Origin of the sequence: Sedimentibacter sp. LTW-03 (assembly GCF_052059825.1) — a bacterium.
Classification (GTDB): Bacteria; Bacillota; Clostridia; order Tissierellales; family Sedimentibacteraceae; genus Sedimentibacter.
The window spans coordinates 307,112-333,725 of record NZ_CP197180.1 but is presented as its reverse complement, the minus strand read 5'-3'; the positions used below and the strand labels follow the sequence as shown (position 1 = coordinate 333,725).

Below are 26,614 nucleotides of genomic sequence, written 5' to 3'. Positions count from 1 at the left end.
AAAAATGAAAGAACATATTGCAATTATTGGAGCGGGAAACGGCGGTCAAGCATTTGCAGGCTACCTATCTTTGCACGGTCACGAAGTAAAAATATTTGATATTGTAAAAGAAACTGTTGATATATTGAATGAAAAAGGCGGCGTTTTAATCGAAGGCAACAGCAATATAACCGGCTTTGGAAAAATTGCTTTGGCTAGTACAGATATTGGCGAAGTAATGGAAGGCGCAAAAATAATTTTAGTAGTATTGCCGTCTCTTTACCACAAAGATATGGCAAAGAAAATGATGCCTTATTTAAAAGATGGCCAATGTGTTGTATTAAATCCCAACGCATCATTGGGTACTGTTGAATTCAAGAAGCAGCTGGATGATTTAAATTGTACCGCAAACATTATGTTAGCTTGTACTGCGACTTTATTGTTCGCTTGCCGTGCTGTAGAAGTTGGACATGTTGTAATAGCAGGTCAAAAAACAAGTTTTACTGCATCTACATATCCTTCCAGCAGAAATGAAGAAGCAAAAAAGCTCTTTGCAGGTATATTGCCTCAATTCGATTTTTGTGAAGATATTATACGTGTAAGTTTAGATAACTTAAATGCATTTATGCATCCTGGCCCTACAATCTTAAATACAGGTAGAATTGAATCTAAAACACCTTTTGAATACTATCTGGATATGACTCCAAGTCAGGCAAAGTTTGTAGAAAAGTTGGATGAAGAAAGGATGGCAATCGCTAAAGCTTTCGGAGTAAACTGCATAACTCTAAAAGAAGAATATTCAGATATTTATGAAACTCATGGTGATACTCTCCACGAAGTTATTATTAATTGTGAAGGTTACCATGGAATCAAAGGTCAAACATCTTTGAATACTCGATACGTTATGGAAGACATTCCATGCTCTTTAGTTGCAATTCAAACAATGGGCAAAATTGCTGGAGTGCCTACTCCTTGTACGGACGCGATAATTGTAATTGCAAGAGCTATGATTGATGGTATTGAAGAAGGTAGAACTCTGAAAAACCTTGGCCTTGAAAATGTATCCAAGGAAAAATTTATTGCAATGTGTAGGGGTTAATTATCTAAAGCTTAGCATATTCTTCTATTTATAAAACAAAAAGTTTTTCAGCCTCCTTTAAGAATGAAAAACGTAAAAAGAAGGTTACCGTAATCTAATAGGTAACCTCTTTACTTTTAAATTATTTGTACATATAGCTTTAGTGTACACACTTTATGCACTGGTATTAACCACCTGGTTTATCTTTTATCGGGGTTTTTTATGCTTCGACTTTTGCCCTGTATATTTTCTGAACTACCACTAATGTTCCAATCATTAGAACAATGCCTATTGGTAATGCCATTACACTTTGTACAAAACCTGCGATAATGTATGTTACAAAGGAAACACCTGCAACTGTTAAAGCATAAGGAAGCTGAGTAGATACGTGATTAATGTGGTTGCACTGAGCTCCTGATGAAGCCATAATCGTAGTGTCTGAAATAGGTGAACAGTGATCACCACACACAGCGCCTGCAAGACAAGCCGAAATTCCTATAATAAGCATATCTGCAGATATAGTTCCACTCAAATTTACAACAATAGGAATAAGAATTCCGAAAGTTCCCCATGACGTACCTGTAGCAAATGCGAGGAAACAAGCAACTACAAAGATAATTGCAGGCAAAAGAAGTTTAAGCGCAGCCGCACTTCCTTCTACAAGACCAGCCACATAAGGAGCTGCTCCTAGGGCACCTGTCATTGAAGATAACGTCCATGCAAAAGTTAAAATAAGAATTGGCGGAACCATTGCATTAAATCCTAAGGTAATGCACTCCATAAAATCACTGAATGATAAAACTTTTCTTGCAACAATCCATATAAATATCAAAATCAATGATACCAAAGATCCCATTGGAAGACCAACTGAAGCATCGGATTTTGCAAAAGCTTCTACAAATGATGTTCCTGAAAAGAATCCTCCTGTATAAATCATACCGATTATACTACATACAATAAGTATAATTACAGGAAGAACCAAGTCTATAACTCCACCTTTGTCTGAGCTTGCATCCGGAACTGCATTTTCAAATGGCCTATCAGCAGTTGTAAACAAATCTCCCTTTTCTTTGGCGTTTTTTTCATGCTTAAGCATTGGACCGAAATCCATATCAGTAAATATAATGAACAAAATCATTACTATAGTAAGTAGTGAATAGAAGTTATAAGGAATAGCTCTTATGAATAATTCTAAACCATTGTAACCTTCTAAAACGCCTGATACTGCAGCAGCCCATGATGATATTGGAGCAATCATACATATTGGAGCAGCAGTAGCATCTATCAGGTACGCTAACTTAGCTCTTGAAATGTTATGCCCATCTGTCACTGGCTTCATAACACTACCAACTGTCAGGCAGTTAAAATAATCATCAATGAATATTAAGCAACCAAGACCAAAAGTAGCCCCCATTGCACCTCTTCTAGTTTTAATTTTTTTCTTAGCCCATTCACCGTAAGCTTTTGAACCTCCGGCTTTGTTCATAATTGCTACAATAATTCCAAGTACTACAAGAAATATAAGAATACCTACGTTCCAAGAATCAGCTAAACTGGCAATAAATCCATTAATAATCATTGTATCAAGCGCATTAACCGGATTTCCGTTTGCTACAAGTAAAGCACCTACTGCTATACCTATAAACAATGAACTATAAACCTCTTTTGTAATTAATGCTAAGGCAATAGCAATAATCGGCGGCAGCAATGCCCAAGCTGTTGAATATACAGCTGGAAGTGTTTCTTCTGCTTCATCTGCAAATGCTACAACAGTGAACAGCATACTTATTATCATAACTAATGTAATTACAATAAAAATGTGTCTCTTATTAAAATTCATTTTAAAATTCTCCTTTTCTGATGAGCAGGGTTATTTTTTTACACCAATACATTTATATGCAAAAAAATTGAGTCACCCTGACAAAGTATTTCTGCTAATTTTGATAAATCATGTGTCCTAAGCTGTATCCTAGGACCGTAATACTTATTTTCCCCTCCTAATATTCATTCCATCAAATATAATGCGTTAAGCAACTTCATTTTTCTTATTAGTAAATCTTACTCATTGCAAAAATCAAAAAAATGCCATGAGTAAGACTCATGGCATTTATTCCACATATTGCTTACCCAAATGTATTCCAGCACTCCTCGAACAGTCGGGTAAACTGCTAAAGACAGTGCCATGTATTTTTTACATGACCCCAATGTATATAAATAATATACATTTCGGCGACTGTACCTTTCCTTAATTAGTACTCTTTACAAGTCGCAGCCTCTGTAACACATTGTATTCAATTTAAGTAAATACTAACAGATATATCTGATAAAGTCAATGCATATTATGTGATTAATTTTATCAAAACACTGAAGGAAAAATAAAAGCAGAGAAAAGTCCCTCAAACAATTGTCTGAGGGAACATATAATATTCCTATTAAATTAATTTGAAATCTCTATAAACTATTGATTTCAACCCATTTTTCGTGATGCAACTAAAACTTATATGCTTATCGTGTTTTTCCCAAGCTGCTTAGATTTATATAAAGCTAGATCAGCTTTATGAAGAAGATCACTTAAAGAGTTCTCTTGAAAATTACAACCTGCAATTCCGACACTGATGGTATAATAAATTTTATGATTTAAGTATTGAACAATTCTTTCAGAAACGCTCTTTCGTAAATTTTCAGCAAAATCAAAAGCTTCCTCAATCTCCACGGGCAAAAGCACAACAAATTCATCACCACCGTGACGCCCAAAAACATACTTTCCTTCCAAAAAGGCTTGTACTGTATTGACCAAGTCCCTAAGAATCATGTCTCCCCCAAAATGACCATATGTATCATTAATATTTTTAAAATTATCCAAGTCGATAATTATTGCAGATACATTAGGATTGCTTTGGGAATATTTTTGCAATTGCGAATAAGCTGTTGTCATACCTTCGCGGTTATAAATGCCAGTCAGAGGATCAAGCTCCGCACGTTCTTTCAATAATGTTATGTCGGTCAAAACAAGAACGTACCCGAAAAATCTTCCTCCAGACCTCTCCAGCGTATGACGGGCTAATGAAATATATCTTCCGCTTTGTGATTTTGGAAGTTCGGCAGGCAAATCATCAACCGAAATATATAATTTTCCGGGGTGCTTTGGTTCACCAAGTATGCGTTCCAAAATATTAGAACCAATTTCAAGAGAGTCGTAATAGTCCAAATCATTCATCAGTTCTGAGGCACGTCTGTTATATTCGATAACATTACCATTGTAATCAATAACAATAATCCCCTGATCAATAACTTCAAACACTTTATTGAGAGCTATCGGCGTGATTCCAAGGAATCCGCCACTGAGAACCGCGTAGAACAGCAGCACAACACACGGAAGGTTTAAAACCGATATCGGTATAATGATACCTATATCACTTAATACTGTAGATTGTACAGTTGCAATGACAAAAGTTGCAAATATACTTATGATAATCAGCCACAACGGACGCCGCAGATTATTTGATACAGACCTCACAAAAAGTATAAGAATTACAACAGCTATCAAAGGAATACAGAAATTGAAAGCAACTAAGATTGACCCAATTGTTGTTGATTGAACAACAATTGCATGCCCGAACACAGTATCTGTTTGCAGTTCAACACTTATACGCATGATATGGTGGTATTGATCTGTAAAAATAAGAAGAACAGAAACTACTTGGACAACACTTATTATGTATGCAAGCACCCTCAATTTTCTATTTGCCGTGTATTCAATACTGAAATAAAATGTACACAGCGGAGTAAAAAAAACACCAATTTGTTGAATATTTCTTCCCCACAGCATCCATTCAAATGTTGATGCATTGACCTCAATTAAATTTCCTATCACCCATACCATAAAAAATACAACCATGGCAAACAATGCTGGCATGCCCATGATATTAAATTTTGCTCCTGTGTGTATTGCCAAAGCCATAAGCAACAAGCAAGAGGATATTAACAATATGTTTTGCAGTAACCCCATAGACGCCACCTTAGATTAAGTAAACAGTATTTGAAGTATTCGATATGTTTATCATTAAATTATATATTATTTCTACTACTCAAGCAAGAATATGTTAACGATTTTTTAAGCTGAATTTTATACCTTTTCACCGGTTGCCACGTCTTTGACTACTGATGTACTCATTATTAACTCGTTTAAGTAATAACTGCAATTTGATGCCATTCACATTATCAATAATCTTGTCCAGTTCTTGCCTTCTTGTCCGGATAGGAAGCAAAAAAGAGGCGAAGCCTATCGATATAAGCTGATCGAAGACTTCACCTCTTGGATTTCTTTATGTAGTTTTGCATTTATATTATTAAGTAAAAATTATACTCATAACTAATATTATCAATTATACATATATCTTCTTCTCAACGGGAATCCATATTTCACAGAAACAGTCTGCATTAGGCTCTTGGGAGTACAATTCAAAATCGGTATCATCAATCATATTATATTCTGAACTTGGAAGGAACTCTGAAAAAATTTTCCCCCATGTTTCGCCTATGCAATCTCCATTTTCACCAATACATTTAAATACAGCCCATAAAGTAGGATTTACCTCCCATATTGTATATCCTTCCGGCATATTACCACCATCAAATTCCATACCAATCCCATAATCAAAATATGAGCTTTCTTTTGAAATAGGTGCACAAGCTCCATAAATACTATGTTTACTAGTGTTTTGTTTTAGTATTTCAAATGTGCCATTGACGCCGCATTCTTTCCAAAAGTCTGGAATTTCGGTGTTTCCTTCTTCTGAAATTGATTCATTTCTAAACTTTTCAACCTTAGCAAGTAATTTAAATGGTTCTCTTTTTTCAATCCTATAATCCATAATAGTACCACCTTCCAATTTTATTTTAATAAGAAGTCGATTAAAGGATTTTAGCTTAATACCTGCACGCCTTGCTACATTAGGTGTAATGCCGTGAAATCTGGTAAATGCTTTTGTAAAACTCTCAGGTGACTCATAACCATATTTTAAAGCAATATCAATTACCTTTTCATCAGATATAGATAGTTCCTGCCCGGCCATAGATAATCTTCTATTCCTAATATATTCGTTAGCTGTAATACCAGTCACTAAGCTAAATGTTCTATGAAAATAATAGCTTGACACATATATATGCTTTGCAACATCTTCATAATTAATAGGTTCTAATATATGGTCTTCTATATAATCAATCGCCTTTTGCAAGTTTTGAATAAAATCCATTTTTCTCACCTCCATATATAAATTGTACTAAAGCATACCTATTATTTCCTATCCTAGATTGCTTTGATTTGTCTATTTAAATATTAATAACCTTTACTTCGTCATATTTCACAACAACTTTACCATAAAAGCTTAAATTCTTTCTAACAAAAATGCGAATCAATATTCTCACTCTCATTAAAATCATATCTTATCTAAACAGCCTAACTAACTAAGACATATCGTTGACAGCCGAAAGGTTGTGGGGATATGTGTAATGTCATGTACAAATGTATTTGACAAATAAACATTAACATATTTGTTTTCGTTTAAAGAATTTCAAATTCATTCTTATTAAATTTTAATAACCCCTCATCCCGCATATTAGATAACTCACGTGACAGTGCACTTCTATCTACACAAAGATAAAATGCAAGTCCTTCTCGGTTATAAGGTATTGAAAATCTTTTAGAATGATTTATTTGAATTTGTGTATTGAAAAATTCTAATAACTTTTCCCTTGTAGTACGTTTTGATAATATCTCCATTTTTTGATTCAGCATTATATTTTTTCTTGCAATCATTGAAAGCATATTTTCTATCATATTCCAATGAAATGCACAGGCATTATTACAAGTTTTGATGATTCGTTTACAATCAATAAACATTATTTCACAATTCTCAGTGGCTTGCACTGTGATAGGGCATTCATAAATATCAGCATATGCAAATGCTTCTGCAAAAATATCATTGATACCTAAATGAGAAATAATATTTATATTACCTTCTATATCTTCTTTTATTATTTGAATACCTCCTGACAAAACTATCCCAACATAGTGAACTTGGGCTCCTTGCTGTATTATCACATCCTTTTTTTTATAATAATTAACCTTTGCAGATAGGCAATTTAAAATTCTTTCCAAATCATTTAAATTAAAATTATTGAACAATTCATTATTTTGTAATTGCTTAAGATACTTCTTCATAATTCACCTCTTATGTGTTGCAAATGCAACCGACGTCTTATGTTCATTATACTATACTAAGATTATAAAAAACAAGGAGGACTTTAAAATGATTAGGAAAATAATAAAAATAGATGAAGATAAATGCAATGGTTGCGGATTATGTGTTACTGCCTGTCACGAAGGAGCCATTGGTATGGTAAACGGAAAAGCAAAGCTTCTTCGTGATGATTATTGTGACGGACTTGGTGACTGTTTACCGGCTTGCCCAACCAATGCTATCAGTTTTGAAGAAAGAGAAGCAGCAGCATATGATGAGACGGCGGTAAAGATGAATATGGAAAATAAGCAGCCTGAAAATTTGGCTTGTGGTTGTCCTGGTACTCAATCAAAAACGTTCATGCGTAATGTTATTAATGAAGCCAAGGTAGAAACACCTGCAACAATACAAACCCAATTGAACCAGTGGCCAGTACAAATTAAACTAGCTCCACCAAACGCACCCTACTTTAATAATGCTCACCTGCTAATTGCAGCCGACTGTACGGCATATGCATATGGCAATTTCCATAATGAGTTTATGAAAAACAAAATAACCCTTATAGGCTGTCCAAAGCTGGATGAAGGTGATTACAGCGAAAAGTTCACTGCCATACTAAAAATGCATAATATAAAGTCTTTGACAGTAGTAAGAATGGAAGTTCCATGCTGTGGTGGTATTGAAAATGCTGTTAAAACAGCCCTTCAAAATAGTGGGAAACTCATTCCTTGGCAAGTCATAACAATTTCAACTGATGGCAAAATTCTTAAAGCATAATTCATAAACCATTTATTTTTACACCTGCAAATGCTAGGACACCTAAATCTTGCGGGTGTTCTAATTTTTTCTATATCAAAAAGTAGTCTTAATTCTTAGTTTAGGCTATGGCAAATACATTTGTTTCAAAAAGTTTGCCCTGCATCCGTTTTAAAATAATTGTCACTTATTTTGCAAATTGCTTCCTTCGAAATTTCATCCTCATATATATTGATTAAAATATCTGCTTCAACAAAAATTTGAAAATCTATGACATCAATCTGTATATGTATGATGATGTCCTACAATAAAACACACTCTTGAAATTATAGTGTCTTCATAATCAAGCTTTTCAAGTAATTCCTTTGCTAAGCAGGGCCTTCAATTTGTTGATACTTTCCTCAACTCGAATTATATTTCTGCTCACTTAATTTAATTCCAATATCATGAACAATTGCTGTAATTTCTAAAACTTCTTGGTTTAAGCAATCTACCTTCTCCATCTCTCCAATTGTTTTTGCAAAGCTATATACTTTCATAAAATGATTAATTCTTTTCACATCACTTGCATAATATTTAGTCATTTAATTTATTAAAACAGATTTTTTATCCATGCTATATCCCTCCGTTTAAAAAACAACTCCTGACAAAGACTATTGATTGTCAGGAGTTATATATTGTTTATTTACTATTTTATGCCATGAATAACTTAATATCATCCTCAACTGTACCAATACCTGCAATACCGAATTTCTCAACCAAAACCTTTGCCACATTAGGAGACAAGAAGCCAGGTAGTGTTGGTCCTAGATGTATGTTTTTCACACCTAAATACAGTAATGCCAAAAGGACAATTACTGCTTTCTGTTCATACCAAGCAATATTAAAGGCAATAGGTAACTTATTGATATCGTCCAGACCGAAAACTTCCTTAAGTTTTAGTGCTATAACTGCTAGTGAATAAGAGTCATTGCACTGACCTGCATCAAGTACTCTTGGAATTCCACCAATATCACCTAAATTCAACTTGTTATAGCGATATTTAGCACAACCCGCAGTAAGTATTATAGTATCCTTTGGAAGATTTTTGGCAAATTCTGTATAATACTCTCTTGACTTCATTCTTCCGTCGCACCCTGCCATAACAAAGAACTTTTTAATTGCGCCAGACTTCACGGCCTCAACTACTTTGTCCGCAAGTGCAATCACCTGATTATGAGCAAAGCCGCCTACAATGCTTCCTGTCTCAATTTCTTCTGGCGAAGGCAGTGTCTTAGCAAGTGCTATTATTTCTGAAAAGTCTTTTTTGCCATTTTCATCGGCTTTAATATGCGTGCAGCCAGGATATCCGGTAGCTCCAGTAGTAAAGATTCTGCCCCTTACTTCTTCGCTCCTAGGCGGAACAATACAGTTCGTTGTAAAAAGAATAGGACCACGGAAGGATACAAATTCGTCAAGCTGTTTCCACCATGCGTTTCCGTAGTTCCCAGCAAAGTTGTCATATTTTTTGAAAGCAGGGTAATAATGTGCAGGAAGCATCTCACTATGGGTATATACGTCAACACCAGTACCCTTAGTCTGCTCAAGAAGTTGCTCTAAATCAGTTAAATCATGACCTGAAATAAGAATGGCAGGATTATTTCGCACCCCGATATTAACCTCGGTAATCTCAGGATTCCCAAATCTCGTTGTATGTGCCTCATCCAACAAAGCCATAACCTTAACACCATATTCTCCCGTCTTCAGTGTTAATGCCACAAGATCCTCAGCTGTAAGAGAATCGTCTAGTGTTGCTGCCAATGCTTCGTAAATAAAAGCATTAATGTCTAAATCCTCTTTTCCAATATTCTTTGCGTGTTCGCCGTAAGCCGCCATACCTTTAAGTCCATAAATAATCATTTCATGCAAGGAACGAATGTCTTCATTCTCTGTTGAAAGAACACCCACGGATGTTGCTTTTTCAAGCATAGCTCCTCTTGAATCCACCGTGAATGTTGATGCATCGTGGAAATCGTTAAGGTTAACAGAATTTTTTAGTTCATCTCTTAGCTTAATCATTTTACTGATTTGTGCATCAATATGATCATCATCAAAGTTTGCGTTGGTAATAGTCATAAACAAGCTGCTTAGAACCTCATAATTAGTCTTGTCCAAATTATGTACATCAACCTTTCCTTTTACAACAATATCCGAAATGCCTTTAAGTGTGTATATCAGAAGGTCCTGAAGCTTTGCAACCTCTTCATTCTTTCCGCAAACACCTTTCACTGTACAACCTGTGTTTTTTGCTGTTTCTTGACATTGATAACAAAACATACTCATTTGAAATCCTCCTTTTATTATTAAAATTTTAGAAATTAGAATTACAAATTTATTCATATCCATTATACTGCTAAATTTTGCATAAGTATGTTGCAAAAGCAACAATATAGAACTAATCTACAAATTTTTATAAAAATATGGGCTGTCGAATCAATTTAGCATATAATATAAATACAGAATCAAAAAAGCCTCAGAAAATCATTAGCCTATAAAATAAACTAATGACTTTTTAAAGCTCCCTAGTTAACTAATAATTTATTGTTATTATTTCCCTTTATACGACAATTTCAAACCATAATATTAATTATTGTTATTGTCCTAAAATTTCTTCTCTTGTTCCGGTGTTGAAATAGGTTTTAAATCAAATTTGTCAACTAATACTTGCAGTATATTGGGTGTAATAAATGCTGGTAGTGTTGGTCCAAGACGGATGTCCTTAATTCCTAAGGATAATAAAGCAAGAAGTATTCCAACTGCTTTTTGTTCATACCAAGAAAGAACTAAGGAAAGTGGTAATTCATTTACTCCACAGTTAAATGCTTCTGCTAATGCAACTGCAACCTTAATAGCTGAATATGAATCACTACATTGACCACAATCAAGTATTCTTGGGAAACCTGCTACCGTTCCTAAATCAAGTTTATTGAAACGAAATTTACCACAGGCTAAAGTTAAAATAATAGTATCTTTTGGAGTTTTTTCTGCAAATTCTGTGTAGTAATTTCTGCCTGGTCTTGCCCCATCACAACCTCCAATTAAGAAGAAATGTTTAATTCCACCATTTTTAACTGCATCTCCTAATCTTTAGCCCTTTTTCTAAATTTTTTTGACCATAGAATCCGATACCTTTTAATTCGTGAATCAATACATCCTGCAAATTGGCAACAATTGGATTTTTTCCACATACTCCTGACTTCACACAACCTTTTCCACCTAATGTTTGCTCACACTGATAACAAAACATTGAATTTTCCATAATTAAACCTCCTAATATTTTGGGATAGTTATATTATTTCCAGAATGAATAAAATATATTATAAAATATCAAAACCCCGCAAAAATGCTGCGGAGTTCAGTTTTTATTAGGATAATAATCTTTTTTCATATAAAAATTTCCGAATTGTTTTTAATCCTGTACACCTCTAATACACCTAAATATTATTTACTCTCATTATAAATATAACCTCATCAATGAATTTTATGATGAGGCAATACATATTAATTATTACATTGTTATTCAACTGTTATTACAGATACAGGACAACCGTCTCTTGCTTCTAATGCTGAATTCTCTGCATCTGATGGTATAGGATCAACATAAACTTCAGCCGGACCATCATCACCCATACGAAATACTTCTGGACACATAGACACACAAAGACCACAGGAAATACAACCTTCTCTATCAATTTCTGCTTTCATCTCATTCACCCTTTCATATTTTTACATTTTGGGAGCTGGTGCTTTTACAACAATAAGCTCCAATGTTTCATGATGCAAATTTTTCACATTCATCTTCGTTTGAAACGGTATTTTTAATAAAGTACCTGCCTCATACTCATGGATATCCTGATCATTAAGTCCTATTGAAAGTTTTCCTCTAATAACTGTCATATAAACGTTTGAATTAGAAAAATGTTCAGGAAGCCCTTCATCTTTATTAAAAATCATGTGAAGATAATGTATATTTTCGTCAAATACAACTTTCTCAACAGCTTCTTCATTGCCTCTAGCCAGTTCAAATATCTGTTCAATCAATATTTAACACCTCCAACTCAATTATTGTTTCAAAATTTAGAATTTAATACTACAAATCGTACATTTATTATACTGTTAACTTTTGCAAAAATATGTTGCAAATACAACAAAACTCATTTTTTTTGCTATAATAAATATTCGCTTTATAGGTTTGTGCTTAAAGATAAAGATAATTTTCGGTTGATAAATACATATGCACAGCGACTTAGGTACACAGTACACAAGCCCGTTTATTTGAGGATTATTTATCCTCAAAAGAAATCACTCATTCCTTTAGTAGGAAAGATAACCCCTATGATAATGCGTGTATTGAATCCTTCCATTACATACTTAAAAAGGAAGAAGTAAACCATCACTAATATTTTGATTTCAATGTTGCTCGCAAAGTAATATTTGAATACATTGAATCCTGGTACAATCGTAAAAGGATTCATGGTTCTATAAATTATATGACTCCACAGGCTGCTCATGATGCGGCCTGATCGGTGTCAAAAAAGTTAAACTTTTTGTGTCTACTCTATTGACACAAGCACAATCCTTAACATTATTTTTGCTAAATTATACTTATTTTTATTTTCTTCCAATTTATTCTCCCCCTATTTCTTACATGATTGTAATATTTACTCCATTAAGGAAGCCTTATCATATATTTTATCTTTTTCTTCTTTAGACAACAATTTTTCAGTTGTATAAGCAATTACTCCAATTCCTATAAAGTTTAAAGCAAATCTTAAAACTGTAAATTTTAATCCCATTGATGAAGCTTCAAACAACAAAAGAGGTATTTTGGTTGTGGACCAGGCACCAATCATAATCAATACATAAGAAAACTTACTTCCTTTTTTAAGAAGAACCATTGCTACAGGAAAAGCTGCATATAAAGGACCAGCAGCAGCTGAGCCTAATAAAAATGCAATAAGTACTCCTATAATCCCCGATTTTTCACCCATATATTTCATCATTGTTTCCCTTTCAACCCACACATCTAAAAGCCCCAGCAAAATAAATATGGGAGGTAAGATAGATAGCATTTCCATGGTGCTGTTAATTGTAATTTCAACTGAACGCATTCCTGTTTCGGGATACAAAACAACTATTAATGCATTTGCTAACATGAGTAAAATAAATATTTTATATCTTTTGATTACATTAATTAATTTATCCATTATAAAAACACCCCCATTATCAAAGCTACTATCAAAGAAAAAATATACGCCTCTATATTTCTGATTATTGCTGCTTTTTTTCCTAAAAATTTCATTTCCAGAGGAATGGTCACAACTCCAACCATCATTAAAGTTGAGATAAATGCTGCAATCTGCATATATCCGGCACCGCTTTTTATCAAAGCTGCTGCTAATGGAAATGCTATAAAACCAGGTACAAGCGTTATTGCTCCTACTATGGATGCAAGAATTACACCCATCCATCCTGACTCTTTTCCGATAATATGAGAGATTTGTTCCGGAGTCATTATCGCCAATATTATTCCAATTAATATTAATATGGAAAGGAATTGAGGCAAGATATTTTCAAATGACTTCCATGCTTTTTTCAGTGCAATTTTTGTATTCTTCTTATCTTTCATAAAAGATATGGTTAAAGCTATTGTGGCTATTACGTATAATGCTATTGTTGACGCCATAAAATCCTCCTATTATTCAATTTTCTTTTTAAACTTTACAGTTGCAAGCATCAAAAATCCTAAACCAAATAGGGTCAAGATAATAAATTCATCAAACAACTGTGCAAATCCATTTCCTTTTAATATTATACCTCTTAGCACCTCTATAAAATATGTCAATGGCAACACTGTGCTTATTTTACCGATAAATTCAGGCATTGCCTCAATTGGAAACATATATCCAGAAAGCAATATGTTTGGCATTATCATAAACATTGAAAGCTGCATTGCTTGAAGCTGACTTTTTGATACTGTTGATATAACAAGTCCCACGCCAAGAGAACCAAACAAAAATATAACAGAAAATAATAAAAGCAATGTAATACTCCCTGCAATAGTTACCTTAAACCAAAACACACTTAAAGCCAGTGCAAGAACTATATCCACAAATCCTATTATTACATAGGGCACAATTTTTCCTACCATTAACTCCATTTTAGTTATAGGTGTAACAATAAGCTGTTCCATAGTTCCTCTTTCTCTTTCTCTTACTATTGAAAAAGATGTAAGCATTAAAGTTACAGTTTGCAATATTACTCCAATCAGCCCAGGAATGTTAAAGTTAATGCTGCTCATATCAGGATTATACCAAACCCTGCTTCTTAAGTCTAAAACCTGGGGCATGGAAATCCCTCTTGTTTCTTGTATAATCTCAACAGACATTGCTTGAACTACTCCTCCAGCGCTTGATAATATGGTTTGAGCCGTTGTAGGGTCGGAACCATCAACTATGAGCTGAATTTGCGCAGTCTTTCCATTTTTTAAATCTTGAGAATATTCAGGTGGAATAACAATTCCAGCTTTTGCATCTCCGTTGTCAATATATTCTTCAATTTCTTGTATACTATTTGCATTGTAATCCAGATCGAAATACTGTGAATTTACAAAGCTGTCTAATAGCTCACTGCTTTCACCTCCTATATCATTGTTATATACAACTGTTGGAATGTGGTCAACGCTTGTAGATGCTGCATAACCAAATAGCAATAATTCCATGATAGGCATTAAAATTATTATTGCTATAGTTCTTTTGTCTCTTTTTATTTGAAAAAATTCTTTTCTTATTATGGACAGAACTCTTTTATAATTCATATACTCACTTCCATGTTAATTTATTTTGCTGTTTTCCTTTTCTACAAGAAAAACAAAGACATCTTCTAATGTAGGTTTTACCTTTTTTATTCCGTAAACATCCACGTTATTTTTTATTAAAAATACTTTCAATTCATTTAAATCCAAATTTGGCTCTGTCAAGACATGAATTCCTGCGCCATAGACAGAGGCATCTTTGACATTTTCTTTAGTTTTCAATAATTCTATTGATTTTAATGTATTATTAACTTTAATTTCTACTATGTCACCATGGATTACTTTTTCTTTCATGGCATTTGGCGTATCTAATGACAATATGTTTCCATAATACAAGAACCCTATAAAATTACAGTGTTCTGCTTCGTCCATGTAATGCGTAGTAACTAATATGGTTACACCTTTTTTAGATAAATCATATATTACGTCCCAAAATTGTCTTCTGGCTATGGGATCAACCCCACCTGTTGGTTCATCTAACAATAATATTTCAGGCTCATGGATAATAGAACATCCAAGCGCAAGTCTTTGCTTCCATCCCCCTGACAAATTCGATGTAATCATATGTTCTTTTCCTACCAAATCAGCCATTTCCAATATTTCTTTTTTCTTATCTTTTATTTTATTTTTTGGTACATTGTAAACACCGGCATAAAAATCAAGATTTTCTTCTACGGTTAAGTCTTCATAAAGGCTAAATTTTTGGGACATATAACCAATGTGTGACCTGATTTTTTCATTTTCAGTTGAAACATCAAATCCTAAAACCTTTCCTGTTCCCAAAGTGGGAGTTAATAATCCCATAATCATTCTTATTACAGTTGTTTTGCCGGAGCCATTTGGACCTAAAAATCCATACACATCTCCCTTTTTTACATTAAAGCTCACATTGTTAACAGCTGTAAAGTCACCAAATTTTTTAGTTAAATTATTTATTACTATAACATTTTCCATAACGTCCTCAATTCTTTTCACTTTTAATAATATTGACAAAAACATCTTCCAAAGATGGAGCTACTTCCTTTATAGAATTTACTACAATTTTGTTTTTGAACTTTTCTTTTAATTTCTTAGAAGCATAATCAAAATCTTCCACTGCAATATGAAGTTCTTCGCCCAACATATATGCATCCAAGACGTATTCTTCTTTTTGAGCTAAGTTTCTAGCAACGTGATTTTCATCAGAACAAACACTTACAATGTGTTTATCAAAATTGTTGATAATGTTGGAAGGAGTATCCGTCTTTATTATTCTGCCTTTATCCATAAGCCCCACCTCATCACATCTTTCAGCTTCATCCATGTAAGGTGTACTGACAAATATAGTTGTGCCTTGTTCTCTCAGTTCGAAAAGTATTTTCCAAAATTCTCTTCTTGCCACTGGATCAACACCAATAGTAGGCTCATCAAGCAGCAGGTATTTGGGAGTATGAATCAAATTGCATGACAATGCCAATTTCTGTTTCATTCCTCCTGAAAGTTGGTCTGCTAATTTATATGAGTGCTTTGTAAGATTACTGAATGACAATAAAAATTCAATTTTCTCTTTTCTTTCCTTCTTTGGTATTTGATATACTTCTGCATAAAATTCAAGGTTTTCTAGAACAGTAAGGTCCCCGTATAAACTGAACTTTTGAGGCATATATCCAATGTGTTGTTTTATTACTTCACTTTCTTTTAAAATATCATATTTGCCTATTTGAGCTGTTCCGCTGTCTGGAGTTAATAAAGAGCACAACATCCTCATTGTAGTTGTCTTGCCTGCTCCATCTGGTCCCACTAACCCAAAAATCGTGTTTTTTTTAACCTGTATATTTAAATCATCTACGGCAGTAATATTCTCAAATTTTTTTGTGAGAGAAAATATTTGAATATCATATTCCATTATTTGCTCCTTTATTAATCTATCTTTATGTTTACATCCACTGGCATGCCTGGCTTTATCGCCCCTTTGGAATCTAAAGCCTCAACTGTAACTTCAAACACTGTATTTACTCTTTCTTCTTTAGTTTGAATATTCTTAGGCGTAAATTCTGCTGTATTATTTATTCTTGTTACCTTCCCATGGTAAGCCTTCTCATTATGAGAATCAATAAATATGTTAGCATCTTGACCAACTATGATATGTCCTATATTTGCTTCAGATACATATGCCTTTATTTCAACATTTTCAGGATTATATATTTCAGCTATTAGCTTACCCATGGAAACAAATTCACCATTTTTTATTAACAGCGAATTAACAATTCCGTCAATTGGTGATTTTATTGTTAATTTATCTAATTCTCTTTTAGTTTGTTCTACAATATTTTTTGATTGTTCTAGTTGTACCTTAGCTATTTCTAGTTGACCTTGTAACTGACTGAGCTGGGTATTACCATTGGAAATTGCTAGTTCGTATCCTGCTTTTGCCTGCAGCATTTTGTTTTCAGCGGCATTAATAGTATTTTTTGTCGGTCCGGATTTTATTAAATTCAGCTGTGAAACTGCAGCATTGTATTGTGCTTCACTGACATTATAGCTTTTTAATGCCTCATCGTACTTACTTTGAGAAATTATCTGCTGCTCAAATAGTTCAGTACTTCTCTCTAAATTTGTCTTCATAAAGTCGAAATTTGTTTTCGCTTGATTAACAACCTCTTCTGCTTGTTTTATTTCATCTGCGCTAGCTCCATCCATCACTTTTTGATATTCTGCCTCTGATACTAAATAAGCATTATGAGCTTGTTGAATAACGTCAGTATTTTGCAAAGACAAGCTGCTTATGCTATTTTCAAGCGCCTCTATGTTTTTTTCTGTTATTTGGAAATTTGTTAAAGCTTGATCATATTGATTTTTTAAGGCTGTATTATCTATAACTGCTATTACAGCACCTTTTTTTATATTGTCGCCTTCTTTTACCTTGTTTTCTATTACTGTACCAGTAATTTCACTGCTTAAGGATATGGAACCATTCTTTACAACACCTGAAGATTCAATATATGTGCCTCCATCGGCATATACAATTGCTGAGTCGTTTTTTTGCAAGCCATTAAAAATATAAATTGAAATAAGCACAAGAATTATAACAGCAGGCATAATTATTAATTTTCCTTTTCCTTTAATATGATTTAATATTTTTATCATTTTTTCCTCCGCTTATATTGATTAGTTGTTATTTTAAAAATATAATATATGTTAATAATAAAAACAGTTACCACGGTAACTTTTTTAAAATTATTATTAAACTATAATTATAATATTGTGATTCTAACCATAGGAAAGGTGAAATAATGAAAAACTATATAAAATTAATTAAAAATATGGATTTATTTAAGTGTTTGTCTGAAGATGAATTAGAAAGTGTCCTTAGTAATAACAATTATAATATAAAAAATTATAATAAAAATTCCATAATATATATGCAAAATGAAAAATGTAAAAGCCTAGATATTATTTTGGAAGGAATCGTTTCTGTACAAAAAATAAATTCAGAGGGGAACGTTCTGACCATAAACGATTTTATGAGTGGTGACGTCATAGGTGAAAGCCTAGTTTTCTCCATAGATAACAAATATCCTATGACGGTATTTGCAAAAAATGATGTGACAATATTAAACATAAAAAAAGAACTTATCTTAAAACTATGTCAAAGTAATGAATGTTTTTTAATTTCTTTTCTACATTCCCTATCTAGTAAAGCACTAATATTGTCTGACAAAATAAAATCTTTAACAATGAAAACCTTAAGACAGTGTATTATTGAATATTTATTGTTTGAATACTACGCTCAAGACAGCACAAAAATCAAATTAAACATGACTAAGAAGGATTTAGCCGAAAAAATTGGTGTCCAGCGTTCATCTCTCTCCCGCGAGTTAAATAAAATGAGAAAAGACGGCTTAATAGACTTCAATGCAAAATTCATCTTCATTAAAGATATAGATTTGCTTAGTAAGCTTCATATAGAAAATTAAGTTTACAAATATTCACTTTTGTAAGAATCACTTACATTTCTAAATCATTGTCTATTGTAGAATTTTGACTAAAAATATATACTTTAGACAGATAATACTTATAAAGTATAACATTCTTTAATTCCCCAAAACTCCTATGAAAATGTTTAAGGGGACTTAATAGCGATGCTATGAATAAGCTAGTACTTAAACATAGTCTCGCTATTATGATTTTAAAGAACATAATTTAAAAGTTTAATGAGGGGATTTATGTGGAAAGTGCAGCACCTGAAAATTTAAATAAAATAAAAGATAATATTGTAATATTCGAAATATCCCACAAGGATAATACTTATAAGCAAATTTCCATTGAAGAATTTATAGAAAAATTAAAAAACAATGAAATAAAGATAAGAAAAAAGTTAAATATTATAAATTATGCCTCTTTGGCAATAAATATTGACAGTACGGAAGTATATAAAGATGGAATGAAAATTGATTTATCTCCCAGAGAATATAAAATGCTTAAGCTTTTCATAGATAATAAAGGAAAAATTTTAACAAATGAACAAATTATAAACTGTGTTTGGGGCATAGCATATGCTAATGCCGGAATGCTTAGAGTAGCAATCAAAAGACTGCGAAATAAAATTGATCCTGACAACGAATATTTAAAAACAATTAGAGGCAAGGGATACATACTTATAGATATGTAAAAATACAAAAGTTAAGGAGCTTCCTGTATAATTCAAATATAAGGAATTCCAAGAAAGAAGGTTGAGAAAAAAATACCTCAGTGTACAATAAGATTACTGACTTTGCCGGTTAGTAAAAAATCTTATTAAACAGAGAGGTATCTAGAAATGAATTATAACACACAGAACGCAAAATTAGGAACTATTACAGAAAAAACTTTAGTGGTTGGTATTGATGTCGGAAGTGAACTACACTATGCCAGAGCTTTTGACTGGAGAGGTTATGAGTACTCAAAGAAGGCCTTCTCATTCAGTAATACAGAAGCTGGATTTAACAGTTTTTTGGCATGGATGCATGAACTGGGAGAAAAGCATGAGAAACAGGCTGTACTTCCAGGGATGGAGCCAACAGGACACTACTGGTTTGCACTAGGAAAGTTCCTACAGGACAACGGCATGAGACCGGTGCTTGTCAATCCTCATCACGTAAAGAAATCCAAAGAACTAGATGATAACAATCCAACAAAGACTGATCGCAAGGATCCGAAAGTAATCGCAGGACTAATCAATGAGGGGCGATTCTCTTACCCTTACCTTCCGGAAGGTGTCTATGCAGAGCTTAGGACGGCTTCAAACCTGAGATTTCAGGCGCAGGAGGAACTTACAAGAGTTCTTAATAGGATTGCAAGATGGTTCAGCATTTACTTTCCAGAGTATAAAGACGTTTATGGGAAGAAAGATGCAAAAAGCGGATTGATGATTTTAGCACAGGCACCATTGCCAGCAGACATTGCAGCGTTAGGTGTGGAAGGAGTGAACAAAATCTGGCGGGACGCAAAGCTGAGAGGCGCTGGACGAAAGAGGGCAAAGACCTTGGTAGCAGCTGCAGAGCATAGCATTGGCAGTCAGGAAGGTTTGACAGCAGCACGTATGGAAATAAAAAATCTGCTCAGTGATTATGAGGTTTATAGTAAAAGAGTCAATGAACTAATGGCTCTAATAGAAGACTTGATGAGTGGAATTTCATACACAGATAAGTTGCTGGAAATTAAAGGTATTGGAAGTAAGACCGTATCTGGATTTATAGCTGAAGTGGGTGACATAAGACGTTTTGATAACCCAAAACAGATACAGAAGCTAGCAGGATATGCACTGGTGGAGAACAGTTCTGGAAAACATAAGGGCGAGACAACGATAAGCAGACGTGGTCGCAAGAGACTGAGATATCTGCTGTTTGAGGTTGCAATGTCATTAGTTGGAAAAAATAAAGAGTTCAGGGAACTGCACCATTATTATACGACCAGACAGAATAATCCATTGAAGAAGATGCAGTCGCTGATTGCAGTTGCCTGTAAGTTGCTTAGGGTGATTTACAAGATTCTAACAACAGGAGTCAGCTATGATCCTGTAAAAATGCTTGGAGACATCAAGAGACCACCGATATCAGCACAGGCAGCATAAAAAGTAAAGCAATAAGCTTAAACCTCTGTTGAAAGATATCGCGGTTGAATTTAATTATCAAGGGTACGTTAGTACCGCTAAAGCGGCAAGCCCTTGACAATTAAATCCAGCCACGATAAATAGTAAACAAGAGGTTAAGCTGGAAACTGCCACAAATGTGGCTATACAATAAACAGAAAGCAACAGGAAAACGTCCGTTGGAAACAACGCTGTTGTAGGAGCAAAATCAGTAATCAAAACAAAGAATGAGCCAGTAGTCGGCAGGAATATTTTCCATAGGGCATAGACCCTGTTAAGGAGCTAAGCTGACACCCTGGTTATGGATAGGCAGGACGAAGGTAGTTAGGACGCATGCGGAAACGGATGGAGATCCTGGTGGATACAGGAGGTTAGCTGCCATAGAGGGATGGGTATACACAAGGCCATGTAAAGCGAAAAACAAAGACGTTTTACTTCGTGTACCCTAATACCACTATTTTAGTACTCGATACAAGAAATATCCATGACTATGGCCATTTATCTGAGATAAAGAAACAAAAAACCTTGATTTTTCAAGGAAAAAAGCTTGACTATATGAGGAGGATAATATGGCACATTCTATTATGACGGAAATGACTAAGATATTGCTTAGCAATTCTTTAAAAAAATTACTAAGTAAAAGACCTCTAAATAAAATAACCGTAAAAGACATTGTCAATGATTGCAAATTAACCAGACAGACTTTTTATTACCACTTCCAGGATATTTATGAATTATTAGATTGGACATATAAAAATGAAATAGGTCACTTTTTAAATGATTCTAAAAATAACAGTTGGGAAAAAGTTATCAATAATATTTTAAGCTATATTCGTGAGAATAAATCTATGTTTTCCTATACAATTCAATCTGTTGGCAGAGAACATTTCGAACAAGCCCTTTATCTAGATTTATATGAATTCTGTAAAAGTAAAATATCTAAAGTATCTTCCAAATCAGATATCCCTGAAGAAAAAATTAATTTTTTAGCTAATTTGCAGACAATTACATTAACATCAGTCATAGTCCAATGGGCAAACAATGGCATGAAAGAAAACCCTGAAGAAATTGTAAAAATGTTGGGCAAGACATTAAATTCAGCTACGCTGAATGTTTTAAAAGAATATGAAGCTGCTAACTAGAGTCCCCCTCTAGAAGTAATTCAAACCCTCTAGATATATAAATCCCCTAGTATATTATATCTAGGGGGTTTTAATTAATTTACTAAAGCTTTGTTAAATTTATTTATTGTTCCTTCAAATGATGCATAGATAACTGGAATAATAACCATTGTCAAGAATGTTGAGGCAGTCATACCTCCTATAACTGCAATAGCCAGAGGTGAAAACCTCTCCGAACCCAGTGCCAATTGCGCAGCCAAAGGAATCATACCTGTTATATCTGACAGAGCAGTCATCATAATTGGTCTGAATCTTGATTTAACTGCTTGGGTTATGGCTTCATTAAGTTCAATTCCTTCTTTTTTCCTTTCATTTATAAACTCAACCAGCAATATTGCATTATTTACAACTGTACCTACCAGAAGTATAAATCCCAAAAGAACCGGCATAGAAATATACTTTCCCGTCAAACCTAAGGCTGGGGCTATACCGATTACTACCAAGGGTATCGATGCCATAACAGTAACAGGTTGCATAAATGATTTAAACTGTGGTACAAGTATCAAATAAACCAATATTACAGACAACGATAAAAGAAACATCATGTCTTTTGCTGAATCAGACATACTTTGCTGTTCTCCCGTCAGTTCTATTGCGTAACCGCTTGGAACAGGATAGTTTTTTATTATCTTGTTAATATCTTTTGTTATATGGCTGAATGCTCTTGAATGAGTGTATCCCAATATGTCTATTGTGTATTCCAAATCTTCTCTTGTAATTAAATTTGCTCTTTCATTTAACTCAATATCTGCCAATTCTCTTAAAGGAACTTTCACACCCAAAGGAGCATTAATATATGTGTCTAAAAGACTGTCTGCTGACTCTTTGTACTCATCCATATATTCAACTGAAATTCCCACATTATCAGATTCGTCAATATCCAAATCAGTTCCTACAATTCCTTCCATTGAGTTATATATTTGATTAGCAACTTGAGCATTTGTCAACCCAAGTTCCTGAATACGGGATTCATTCATTATAATATTCATTTGTAAGTTATCCACGTTGAAGCTTTTGTATAAATTAGTTGTTCCTTCAACCTTAGCAATTTCTTGCTGCAGCTTGTCAGCAATGTTATAAAGTATCTCTTGATCAGCACCGCTTATTTTTATGTCTATAGGAGCAGCAGCACTGGATGAAGCAGTTCCTCCTTGTTCTTTAACGGAATATCTTTTTATGCCTGGAATTTTTTTAATTTCATCTCTCAACCTTTCTTGAAATTCCCATATAGTTTCATCTCTTTCAATCCTAGTTGTCAAATTGATGGTAAGTAATGCTTGATTAGTACTCATTACTCCAAAATCACTGAGCATGTTACTATCTCTTTCATAGCCTATTTGTGCATCATAATTTATAACGATTTCTTCTTTTGCTAAAAAATTTTCAATATATTCTACAGCCCTGCTTGTTTCTTCTATTCTTGTTCCTGGCTCCATTTCAACAGATACAAATGTTTTTCCGCTGTCAAATTGAGGAAGCATTTCCATTCCGTTATTAGCTAAAAATCTACCGCTTAAAACAAGAAGAACCAAGGCAATTAATATGGTTTTTACTTTGTTTTTCAAAGCTAATTTCAATACACTTATATAAAATTCACTTAATTTAGCCATCAATTTGTTCCACGGTAATGAAATCTTATCAATTAATTTTTCAGCTTTTGCAAATTCAAATTTACTGAGCATTACCGTAAACAACGGTATAATTAATAATGAAATCAATATAGAGGAACCTATTGCAAATATTACTGTTAAAGAAAGAGGTCTAAAAATTTCCCCTACAAAACCTTCTATGAACAAAAGAGGTATTAAAACAACCAATGTTGTTGTTGCACCTGCTATATTAGCCATCGCTATTTCATTAGTTCCATCAATGGCAGCAGCAATTATATCTTTATTTTGATTCCTATGAGATACGATATTTTCAACAACTACTATGGATGCATCAACAACAAATCCTATGCTGAGAATTAACGCTGACAAAGTAACCATATCTAACTTCATATCGAAAAACTTCATAAGGGCCAACGTAGTTAAAAATACCAGCGGCATTGACATGGAGACTACCAACGACTGGCTGACATTGGATATAAAAAGCATTATAAGTATTATTGTAAAAACCATTGACATTAATACACTAGATGACATATTGTCAACCATCTGATTAGTAAAAATCGAGTCATCTTGTGCGATTTCAAATTGAATAAAAGGATATTTATCTTTTAATACTTCAACTTCTTTTATGATGTCCTCAACAACTTCCACTGTATTGGCATCACTTCTTTTTAATACTAATAGCGCAATACCTTCATTTCCGTTGTATCTGTAATTGCTTTCCAAATCTTCTGTAGTAAATTCTACTTCTGCTATATCTTTTAAATAAATTGCATTTCCATCCTTCAACGGAATTCTTATGTTTTCAATATCATTAGTGGTTTTTAAATCTTCTTCAATTCTTATTAATACTTCCTTATTGGCATCTGTTAATTTTCCTCCAGGTGCCTTAATATTATTTTGGGCAAGTAAGGAAGATACTTGTTCTAAAGTAAGTCCGTAAGAATTAAGTCTGTTTTTATCCACATTAACCTTAACCAAGGATTTGTATCCGCCAAAAATATCAACTGAAGCAATTCCATCTAAAAGTTGCAAACTAAAACCTATTTCATCTTCAGCTATTTGTCTTACTGTTCTTAAGTCAACTGAATTACTGTTTAAGCTCAATGTTAAAACCGGCTTATCTGAAGTACTGAATTTTAATACCTTCGGCTCACCCATATTTGAAGGCAATTTGTTTCTTATTCTACTGATAGCATTTTGTATGTCAATTGCTGCCTCGTCAATATTTGTTGCATAGCTGAACTCCAGCGTTATAACTGCAATGTTATCCTGACTTGTGGATTTTATATTGGAAATACCCTCCAGCTTTCCAAATTCATCTTCCATTGGCTCAACAACATCTTTGACAACATCTTGAGAAGAAGCGCCTGGATACTGAGTAATTACGGTTACTGTAGGGGCGTTAGTATCTGGAGACAATTGTGTCTTTAATGAAATCCTTGAATATATTCCAAAAATCACTATTGCTATAGCAACAGATAATATGAAATATTTGTTTTTAATTGAAAATCTGCCTATATTCATTATTCTTCTCCTTTAAAAACATAAACAACTGCATTTTCATAAAGTTTGGATAAATTTGTGATTGCTATTTTATCTCCTCCTTTAAGCCCCTTAGTTACTTCAGTACTCTCCCCCATAGTAATGCCTGTTGTTATTTCAGTTTCTTTAACTATGCCGTCCATATACAAATAGACTATATTCTTGTTGTTTAAATTTTTTATAGAATTTTTTGGTATAATTAATTTATCTTTCGCTTCGTTTGCAATAATTTTAACCTCTGCGCTGTTACCTGAAAACAGCATGTATGATTTTTCATTTTGAATAGGACCTAATTCTATTAGTCCGATCCTCGTGTTGGGATTTACATTAGGAACAATTTTACTTACTGCTGTAGTTATTTCACCTTCTAAACCGTTTATTTTTAAGTCACCTTTGCTGCCAACAAATATTCTGTTAATGTCACGTTCAGATACATTAACCTTAACTATCAATTCTTTATTGTCATCAATGGCAACTAAGGGTTTTCCAACTACAGCCAAATCCCCCACGTCTCCTTCAATCATTTTAACCACACCGCTTATTGGCGCCTTAATAACTGTGTCTTCAATTTTTACATTAAGTTCATTTATTGATGAATTTAATTCTTCCATTTGCTTTAATGCCATGTCTTTTTCATGAACTAAGTTTTCATAAGAATTTTGGGTTGTTGCTTTTAGTTCCTCTAATTTAAGATAAGCATTGTTTGTTTCTTGCACTAATTTGTCAAATGTTGTTTTAGGAATTGCTCCTTCTTCATACAAACCTTCATAATTACTTTTTTCGCTTTTCAAATATTCATAATTTGACTGAGCTGTTTCAAGTTGTTTAAGAAGCGGATTTGTTTCATAAAAATCATTTATTTCATTGACTAGATAATTATAATTTGTTTTTAATGTTTCAAGTTTCTTTTGTACTGTTTCAAGACTTGCTTTTAGTTGGCTGTCATCAATTTTTATCAATAAATCTCCATATTTGACAATACTTCCTTCTTCAACATAGACTTGAACGATCTGCCCTGCTATGGAAGGTGATATGGTTGTAGAGCTTTTAGGTTCAATTGTACCTACATAGTTTATTGTTTCTGTCAGATTGCCTTTGACAACAGTTTCAAGTTTTATGGGAATACCAAGATCTGAATTTTTTGCGGCGCTTTCTTTGCTGCCTGAAGCTGAGTTGATGTTTTTAACAACTGCAGCTAAAATTACTAATGAAAATATAACAATCAATATAAGCTTTTTTTTATTCATAGATGATCTCCAAT

General features: G+C 33.4%; 22 protein-coding genes, 3 pseudogenes and 1 riboswitch. Of the genes and pseudogenes, 7 read left to right on the top strand and 18 right to left on the bottom strand.

What is annotated here, in order from left to right; translation table 11 throughout:
- Positions 1-4 precede the first annotated feature (4 nt).
- Complete coding sequence (locus ACS3UD_RS01670; protein WP_308138066.1) at positions 5-1,078, top strand: NAD/NADP-dependent octopine/nopaline dehydrogenase family protein; 1,074 nt, start codon at positions 5-7, stop codon at positions 1,076-1,078.
- A 199-nt stretch (positions 1,079-1,277) separates the two neighbouring features.
- Here the strand turns inward: ACS3UD_RS01670 and ACS3UD_RS01665 are convergent, their stop codons facing one another.
- From ACS3UD_RS01665 to ACS3UD_RS01650, 4 genes are all read right to left on the bottom strand, one after another.
- Positions 1,278-2,897 (bottom strand): Na+/H+ antiporter NhaC family protein, encoded by a 1,620-nt coding sequence (locus tag ACS3UD_RS01665; protein WP_308138067.1) that lies wholly within the window; start codon positions 2,895-2,897, stop codon positions 1,278-1,280.
- Positions 2,898-3,188: 291 nt separating this feature from the next.
- Positions 3,189-3,343, bottom strand: a riboswitch (Lysine riboswitch).
- 211 nt (positions 3,344-3,554) lie between these two features.
- Positions 3,555-5,066, bottom strand: coding sequence for a GGDEF domain-containing protein (locus ACS3UD_RS01660; protein ID WP_308138068.1), 1,512 nt, complete (start codon positions 5,064-5,066; stop codon positions 3,555-3,557).
- Positions 5,067-5,442: 376 nt separating this feature from the next.
- Entirely contained in the window at positions 5,443-6,312 is an 870-nt protein-coding gene (locus ACS3UD_RS01655) for an AraC family transcriptional regulator (RefSeq protein ID WP_308138069.1), read from the bottom strand.
- A gap of 308 nt (positions 6,313-6,620) precedes the next feature.
- Complete coding sequence (locus tag ACS3UD_RS01650) at positions 6,621-7,280, bottom strand: Crp/Fnr family transcriptional regulator (protein WP_308138070.1); 660 nt, start codon at positions 7,278-7,280, stop codon at positions 6,621-6,623.
- Positions 7,281-7,368: 88 nt separating this feature from the next.
- Here ACS3UD_RS01650 and ACS3UD_RS01645 point away from each other — a divergent pair, with 88 nt between their 5' ends.
- The gene (locus tag ACS3UD_RS01645; protein ID WP_308138071.1) at positions 7,369-8,076 is read left to right on the top strand and encodes an ATP-binding protein; all 708 of its coding nucleotides are present in this window, start codon (positions 7,369-7,371) and stop codon (positions 8,074-8,076) included.
- A gap of 105 nt (positions 8,077-8,181) precedes the next feature.
- On the opposite strand, the pseudogene ACS3UD_RS01640 reads toward ACS3UD_RS01645, so the two are convergent.
- The 6 genes and pseudogenes from ACS3UD_RS01640 to ACS3UD_RS01615 all read right to left on the bottom strand — a co-directional run bounded on the left by ACS3UD_RS01640 (position 8,182) and on the right by ACS3UD_RS01615 (position 12,135).
- A pseudogene (locus tag ACS3UD_RS01640) lies at positions 8,182-8,639 on the bottom strand (HD domain-containing protein).
- A 109-nt stretch (positions 8,640-8,748) separates the two neighbouring features.
- Positions 8,749-10,377 (bottom strand): hydroxylamine reductase, encoded by a 1,629-nt coding sequence (gene hcp, locus ACS3UD_RS01635; protein WP_308138072.1) that lies wholly within the window; start codon positions 10,375-10,377, stop codon positions 8,749-8,751.
- 318 nt (positions 10,378-10,695) lie between these two features.
- Positions 10,696-11,172 (bottom strand): annotated as a pseudogene (locus ACS3UD_RS01630) (hydroxylamine reductase); the annotation flags it as partial.
- Positions 11,162-11,353, bottom strand: a complete 192-nt coding sequence (locus ACS3UD_RS01625) for a carbon monoxide dehydrogenase (RefSeq protein ID WP_308138073.1) — start codon at positions 11,351-11,353, stop codon at positions 11,162-11,164. The gene ACS3UD_RS01625 and the pseudogene ACS3UD_RS01630, both read right to left, overlap by 11 nt.
- A 257-nt stretch (positions 11,354-11,610) precedes the next feature.
- Positions 11,611-11,799, bottom strand: a complete 189-nt coding sequence (locus tag ACS3UD_RS01620) for a ferredoxin (RefSeq protein ID WP_308138074.1) — start codon at positions 11,797-11,799, stop codon at positions 11,611-11,613.
- A gap of 21 nt (positions 11,800-11,820) precedes the next feature.
- Positions 11,821-12,135 (bottom strand): cupin domain-containing protein, encoded by a 315-nt coding sequence (locus ACS3UD_RS01615; protein ID WP_308138075.1) that lies wholly within the window; start codon positions 12,133-12,135, stop codon positions 11,821-11,823.
- Between the two features lie 196 nt (positions 12,136-12,331).
- Here ACS3UD_RS01615 and ACS3UD_RS01610 point away from each other — a divergent pair.
- A pseudogene (locus tag ACS3UD_RS01610) lies at positions 12,332-12,617 on the top strand (integrase core domain-containing protein); the annotation flags it as partial.
- 138 nt (positions 12,618-12,755) lie between these two features.
- Here ACS3UD_RS01610 and ACS3UD_RS01605 read toward each other — a convergent pair.
- Genes ACS3UD_RS01605 through ACS3UD_RS01580 form a run of 6 tightly spaced genes read right to left on the bottom strand, consistent with a single transcriptional unit; the run spans position 12,756 to position 18,034 of the window.
- Entirely contained in the window at positions 12,756-13,301 is a 546-nt protein-coding gene (locus ACS3UD_RS01605; RefSeq protein WP_308138076.1) for a permease, read from the bottom strand.
- Entirely contained in the window at positions 13,301-13,780 is a 480-nt protein-coding gene (locus tag ACS3UD_RS01600) for a permease (RefSeq protein ID WP_308138077.1), read from the bottom strand. The genes ACS3UD_RS01605 and ACS3UD_RS01600 overlap by 1 nt, the downstream gene beginning before the upstream one ends.
- A 12-nt stretch (positions 13,781-13,792) precedes the next feature.
- Positions 13,793-14,911: an ABC transporter permease gene (locus tag ACS3UD_RS01595; protein WP_308138078.1), complete on the bottom strand. Its 1,119-nt coding sequence runs from the start codon at positions 14,909-14,911 to the stop codon at positions 13,793-13,795.
- Positions 14,912-14,926: 15 nt separating this feature from the next.
- Positions 14,927-15,862: an ABC transporter ATP-binding protein gene (locus ACS3UD_RS01590; protein WP_308138079.1), complete on the bottom strand. Its 936-nt coding sequence runs from the start codon at positions 15,860-15,862 to the stop codon at positions 14,927-14,929.
- 7 nt (positions 15,863-15,869) lie between these two features.
- Positions 15,870-16,793 carry an ABC transporter ATP-binding protein gene (locus tag ACS3UD_RS01585; RefSeq protein WP_308138080.1) on the bottom strand — a complete coding sequence of 308 codons (924 nt, stop codon included), beginning with the start codon at positions 16,791-16,793 and terminating at the stop codon, positions 15,870-15,872.
- 14 nt (positions 16,794-16,807) lie between these two features.
- Entirely contained in the window at positions 16,808-18,034 is a 1,227-nt protein-coding gene (locus tag ACS3UD_RS01580) for an HlyD family secretion protein (RefSeq protein ID WP_308138081.1), read from the bottom strand.
- A 146-nt stretch (positions 18,035-18,180) separates the two neighbouring features.
- On the opposite strand from ACS3UD_RS01580, the gene ACS3UD_RS01575 reads away from it, so the two are divergent.
- The 4 genes from ACS3UD_RS01575 (at position 18,181) to ACS3UD_RS01560 (ending at position 22,159) form a co-directional block, all read left to right on the top strand.
- Positions 18,181-18,864: a Crp/Fnr family transcriptional regulator gene (locus ACS3UD_RS01575; protein ID WP_308138082.1), complete on the top strand. Its 684-nt coding sequence runs from the start codon at positions 18,181-18,183 to the stop codon at positions 18,862-18,864.
- 251 nt (positions 18,865-19,115) lie between these two features.
- Positions 19,116-19,559 carry a winged helix-turn-helix domain-containing protein gene (locus ACS3UD_RS01570; RefSeq protein ID WP_308138083.1) on the top strand — a complete coding sequence of 148 codons (444 nt, stop codon included), beginning with the start codon at positions 19,116-19,118 and terminating at the stop codon, positions 19,557-19,559.
- Between the two features lie 147 nt (positions 19,560-19,706).
- Positions 19,707-20,999, top strand: a complete 1,293-nt coding sequence (locus tag ACS3UD_RS01565; protein ID WP_308137223.1) for an IS110 family transposase — start codon at positions 19,707-19,709, stop codon at positions 20,997-20,999.
- 587 nt (positions 21,000-21,586) lie between these two features.
- Positions 21,587-22,159, top strand: a complete 573-nt coding sequence (locus ACS3UD_RS01560) for a TetR/AcrR family transcriptional regulator C-terminal domain-containing protein (protein WP_308138084.1) — start codon at positions 21,587-21,589, stop codon at positions 22,157-22,159.
- 74 nt (positions 22,160-22,233) lie between these two features.
- On the opposite strand, the gene ACS3UD_RS01555 is transcribed toward ACS3UD_RS01560, so the two are convergent.
- Positions 22,234-25,335: an efflux RND transporter permease subunit gene (locus ACS3UD_RS01555; protein WP_308138085.1), complete on the bottom strand. Its 3,102-nt coding sequence runs from the start codon at positions 25,333-25,335 to the stop codon at positions 22,234-22,236.
- Entirely contained in the window at positions 25,335-26,600 is a 1,266-nt protein-coding gene (locus tag ACS3UD_RS01550) for an efflux RND transporter periplasmic adaptor subunit (protein ID WP_308138086.1), read from the bottom strand. The genes ACS3UD_RS01555 and ACS3UD_RS01550 overlap by 1 nt, the downstream gene beginning before the upstream one ends.
- Positions 26,601-26,614 lie beyond the last annotated feature (14 nt).

Coding starts and splice junctions, on each gene's coding strand:
- ACS3UD_RS01555 (WP_308138085.1), bottom strand. CDS start 25,335: ATGAATATAGGCAGATTTTCAATTAAAAACAAATATTTCATATTATCT.
- ACS3UD_RS01550 (WP_308138086.1), bottom strand. CDS start 26,600: ATGAATAAAAAAAAGCTTATATTGATTGTTATATTTTCATTAGTAATT.
- ACS3UD_RS01670 (WP_308138066.1), top strand. CDS start 5: ATGAAAGAACATATTGCAATTATTGGAGCGGGAAACGGCGGTCAAGCA.
- ACS3UD_RS01580 (WP_308138081.1), bottom strand. CDS start 18,034: ATGATAAAAATATTAAATCATATTAAAGGAAAAGGAAAATTAATAATT.
- ACS3UD_RS01650 (WP_308138070.1), bottom strand. CDS start 7,280: ATGAAGAAGTATCTTAAGCAATTACAAAATAATGAATTGTTCAATAAT.
- ACS3UD_RS01605 (WP_308138076.1), bottom strand. CDS start 13,301: ATGGATAAATTAATTAATGTAATCAAAAGATATAAAATATTTATTTTA.
- ACS3UD_RS01660 (WP_308138068.1), bottom strand. CDS start 5,066: ATGGGGTTACTGCAAAACATATTGTTAATATCCTCTTGCTTGTTGCTT.
- ACS3UD_RS01600 (WP_308138077.1), bottom strand. CDS start 13,780: ATGGCGTCAACAATAGCATTATACGTAATAGCCACAATAGCTTTAACC.
- ACS3UD_RS01575 (WP_308138082.1), top strand. CDS start 18,181: ATGAAAAACTATATAAAATTAATTAAAAATATGGATTTATTTAAGTGT.
- ACS3UD_RS01620 (WP_308138074.1), bottom strand. CDS start 11,799: ATGAAAGCAGAAATTGATAGAGAAGGTTGTATTTCCTGTGGTCTTTGT.
- ACS3UD_RS01585 (WP_308138080.1), bottom strand. CDS start 16,793: ATGGAATATGATATTCAAATATTTTCTCTCACAAAAAAATTTGAGAAT.
- ACS3UD_RS01560 (WP_308138084.1), top strand. CDS start 21,587: ATGGCACATTCTATTATGACGGAAATGACTAAGATATTGCTTAGCAAT.
- ACS3UD_RS01645 (WP_308138071.1), top strand. CDS start 7,369: ATGATTAGGAAAATAATAAAAATAGATGAAGATAAATGCAATGGTTGC.
- hcp (WP_308138072.1), bottom strand. CDS start 10,377: ATGAGTATGTTTTGTTATCAATGTCAAGAAACAGCAAAAAACACAGGT.
- ACS3UD_RS01595 (WP_308138078.1), bottom strand. CDS start 14,911: ATGAATTATAAAAGAGTTCTGTCCATAATAAGAAAAGAATTTTTTCAA.
- ACS3UD_RS01625 (WP_308138073.1), bottom strand. CDS start 11,353: ATGGAAAATTCAATGTTTTGTTATCAGTGTGAGCAAACATTAGGTGGA.
- ACS3UD_RS01590 (WP_308138079.1), bottom strand. CDS start 15,862: ATGGAAAATGTTATAGTAATAAATAATTTAACTAAAAAATTTGGTGAC.
- ACS3UD_RS01565 (WP_308137223.1), top strand. CDS start 19,707: ATGAATTATAACACACAGAACGCAAAATTAGGAACTATTACAGAAAAA.
- ACS3UD_RS01665 (WP_308138067.1), bottom strand. CDS start 2,897: ATGAATTTTAATAAGAGACACATTTTTATTGTAATTACATTAGTTATG.
- ACS3UD_RS01655 (WP_308138069.1), bottom strand. CDS start 6,312: ATGGATTTTATTCAAAACTTGCAAAAGGCGATTGATTATATAGAAGAC.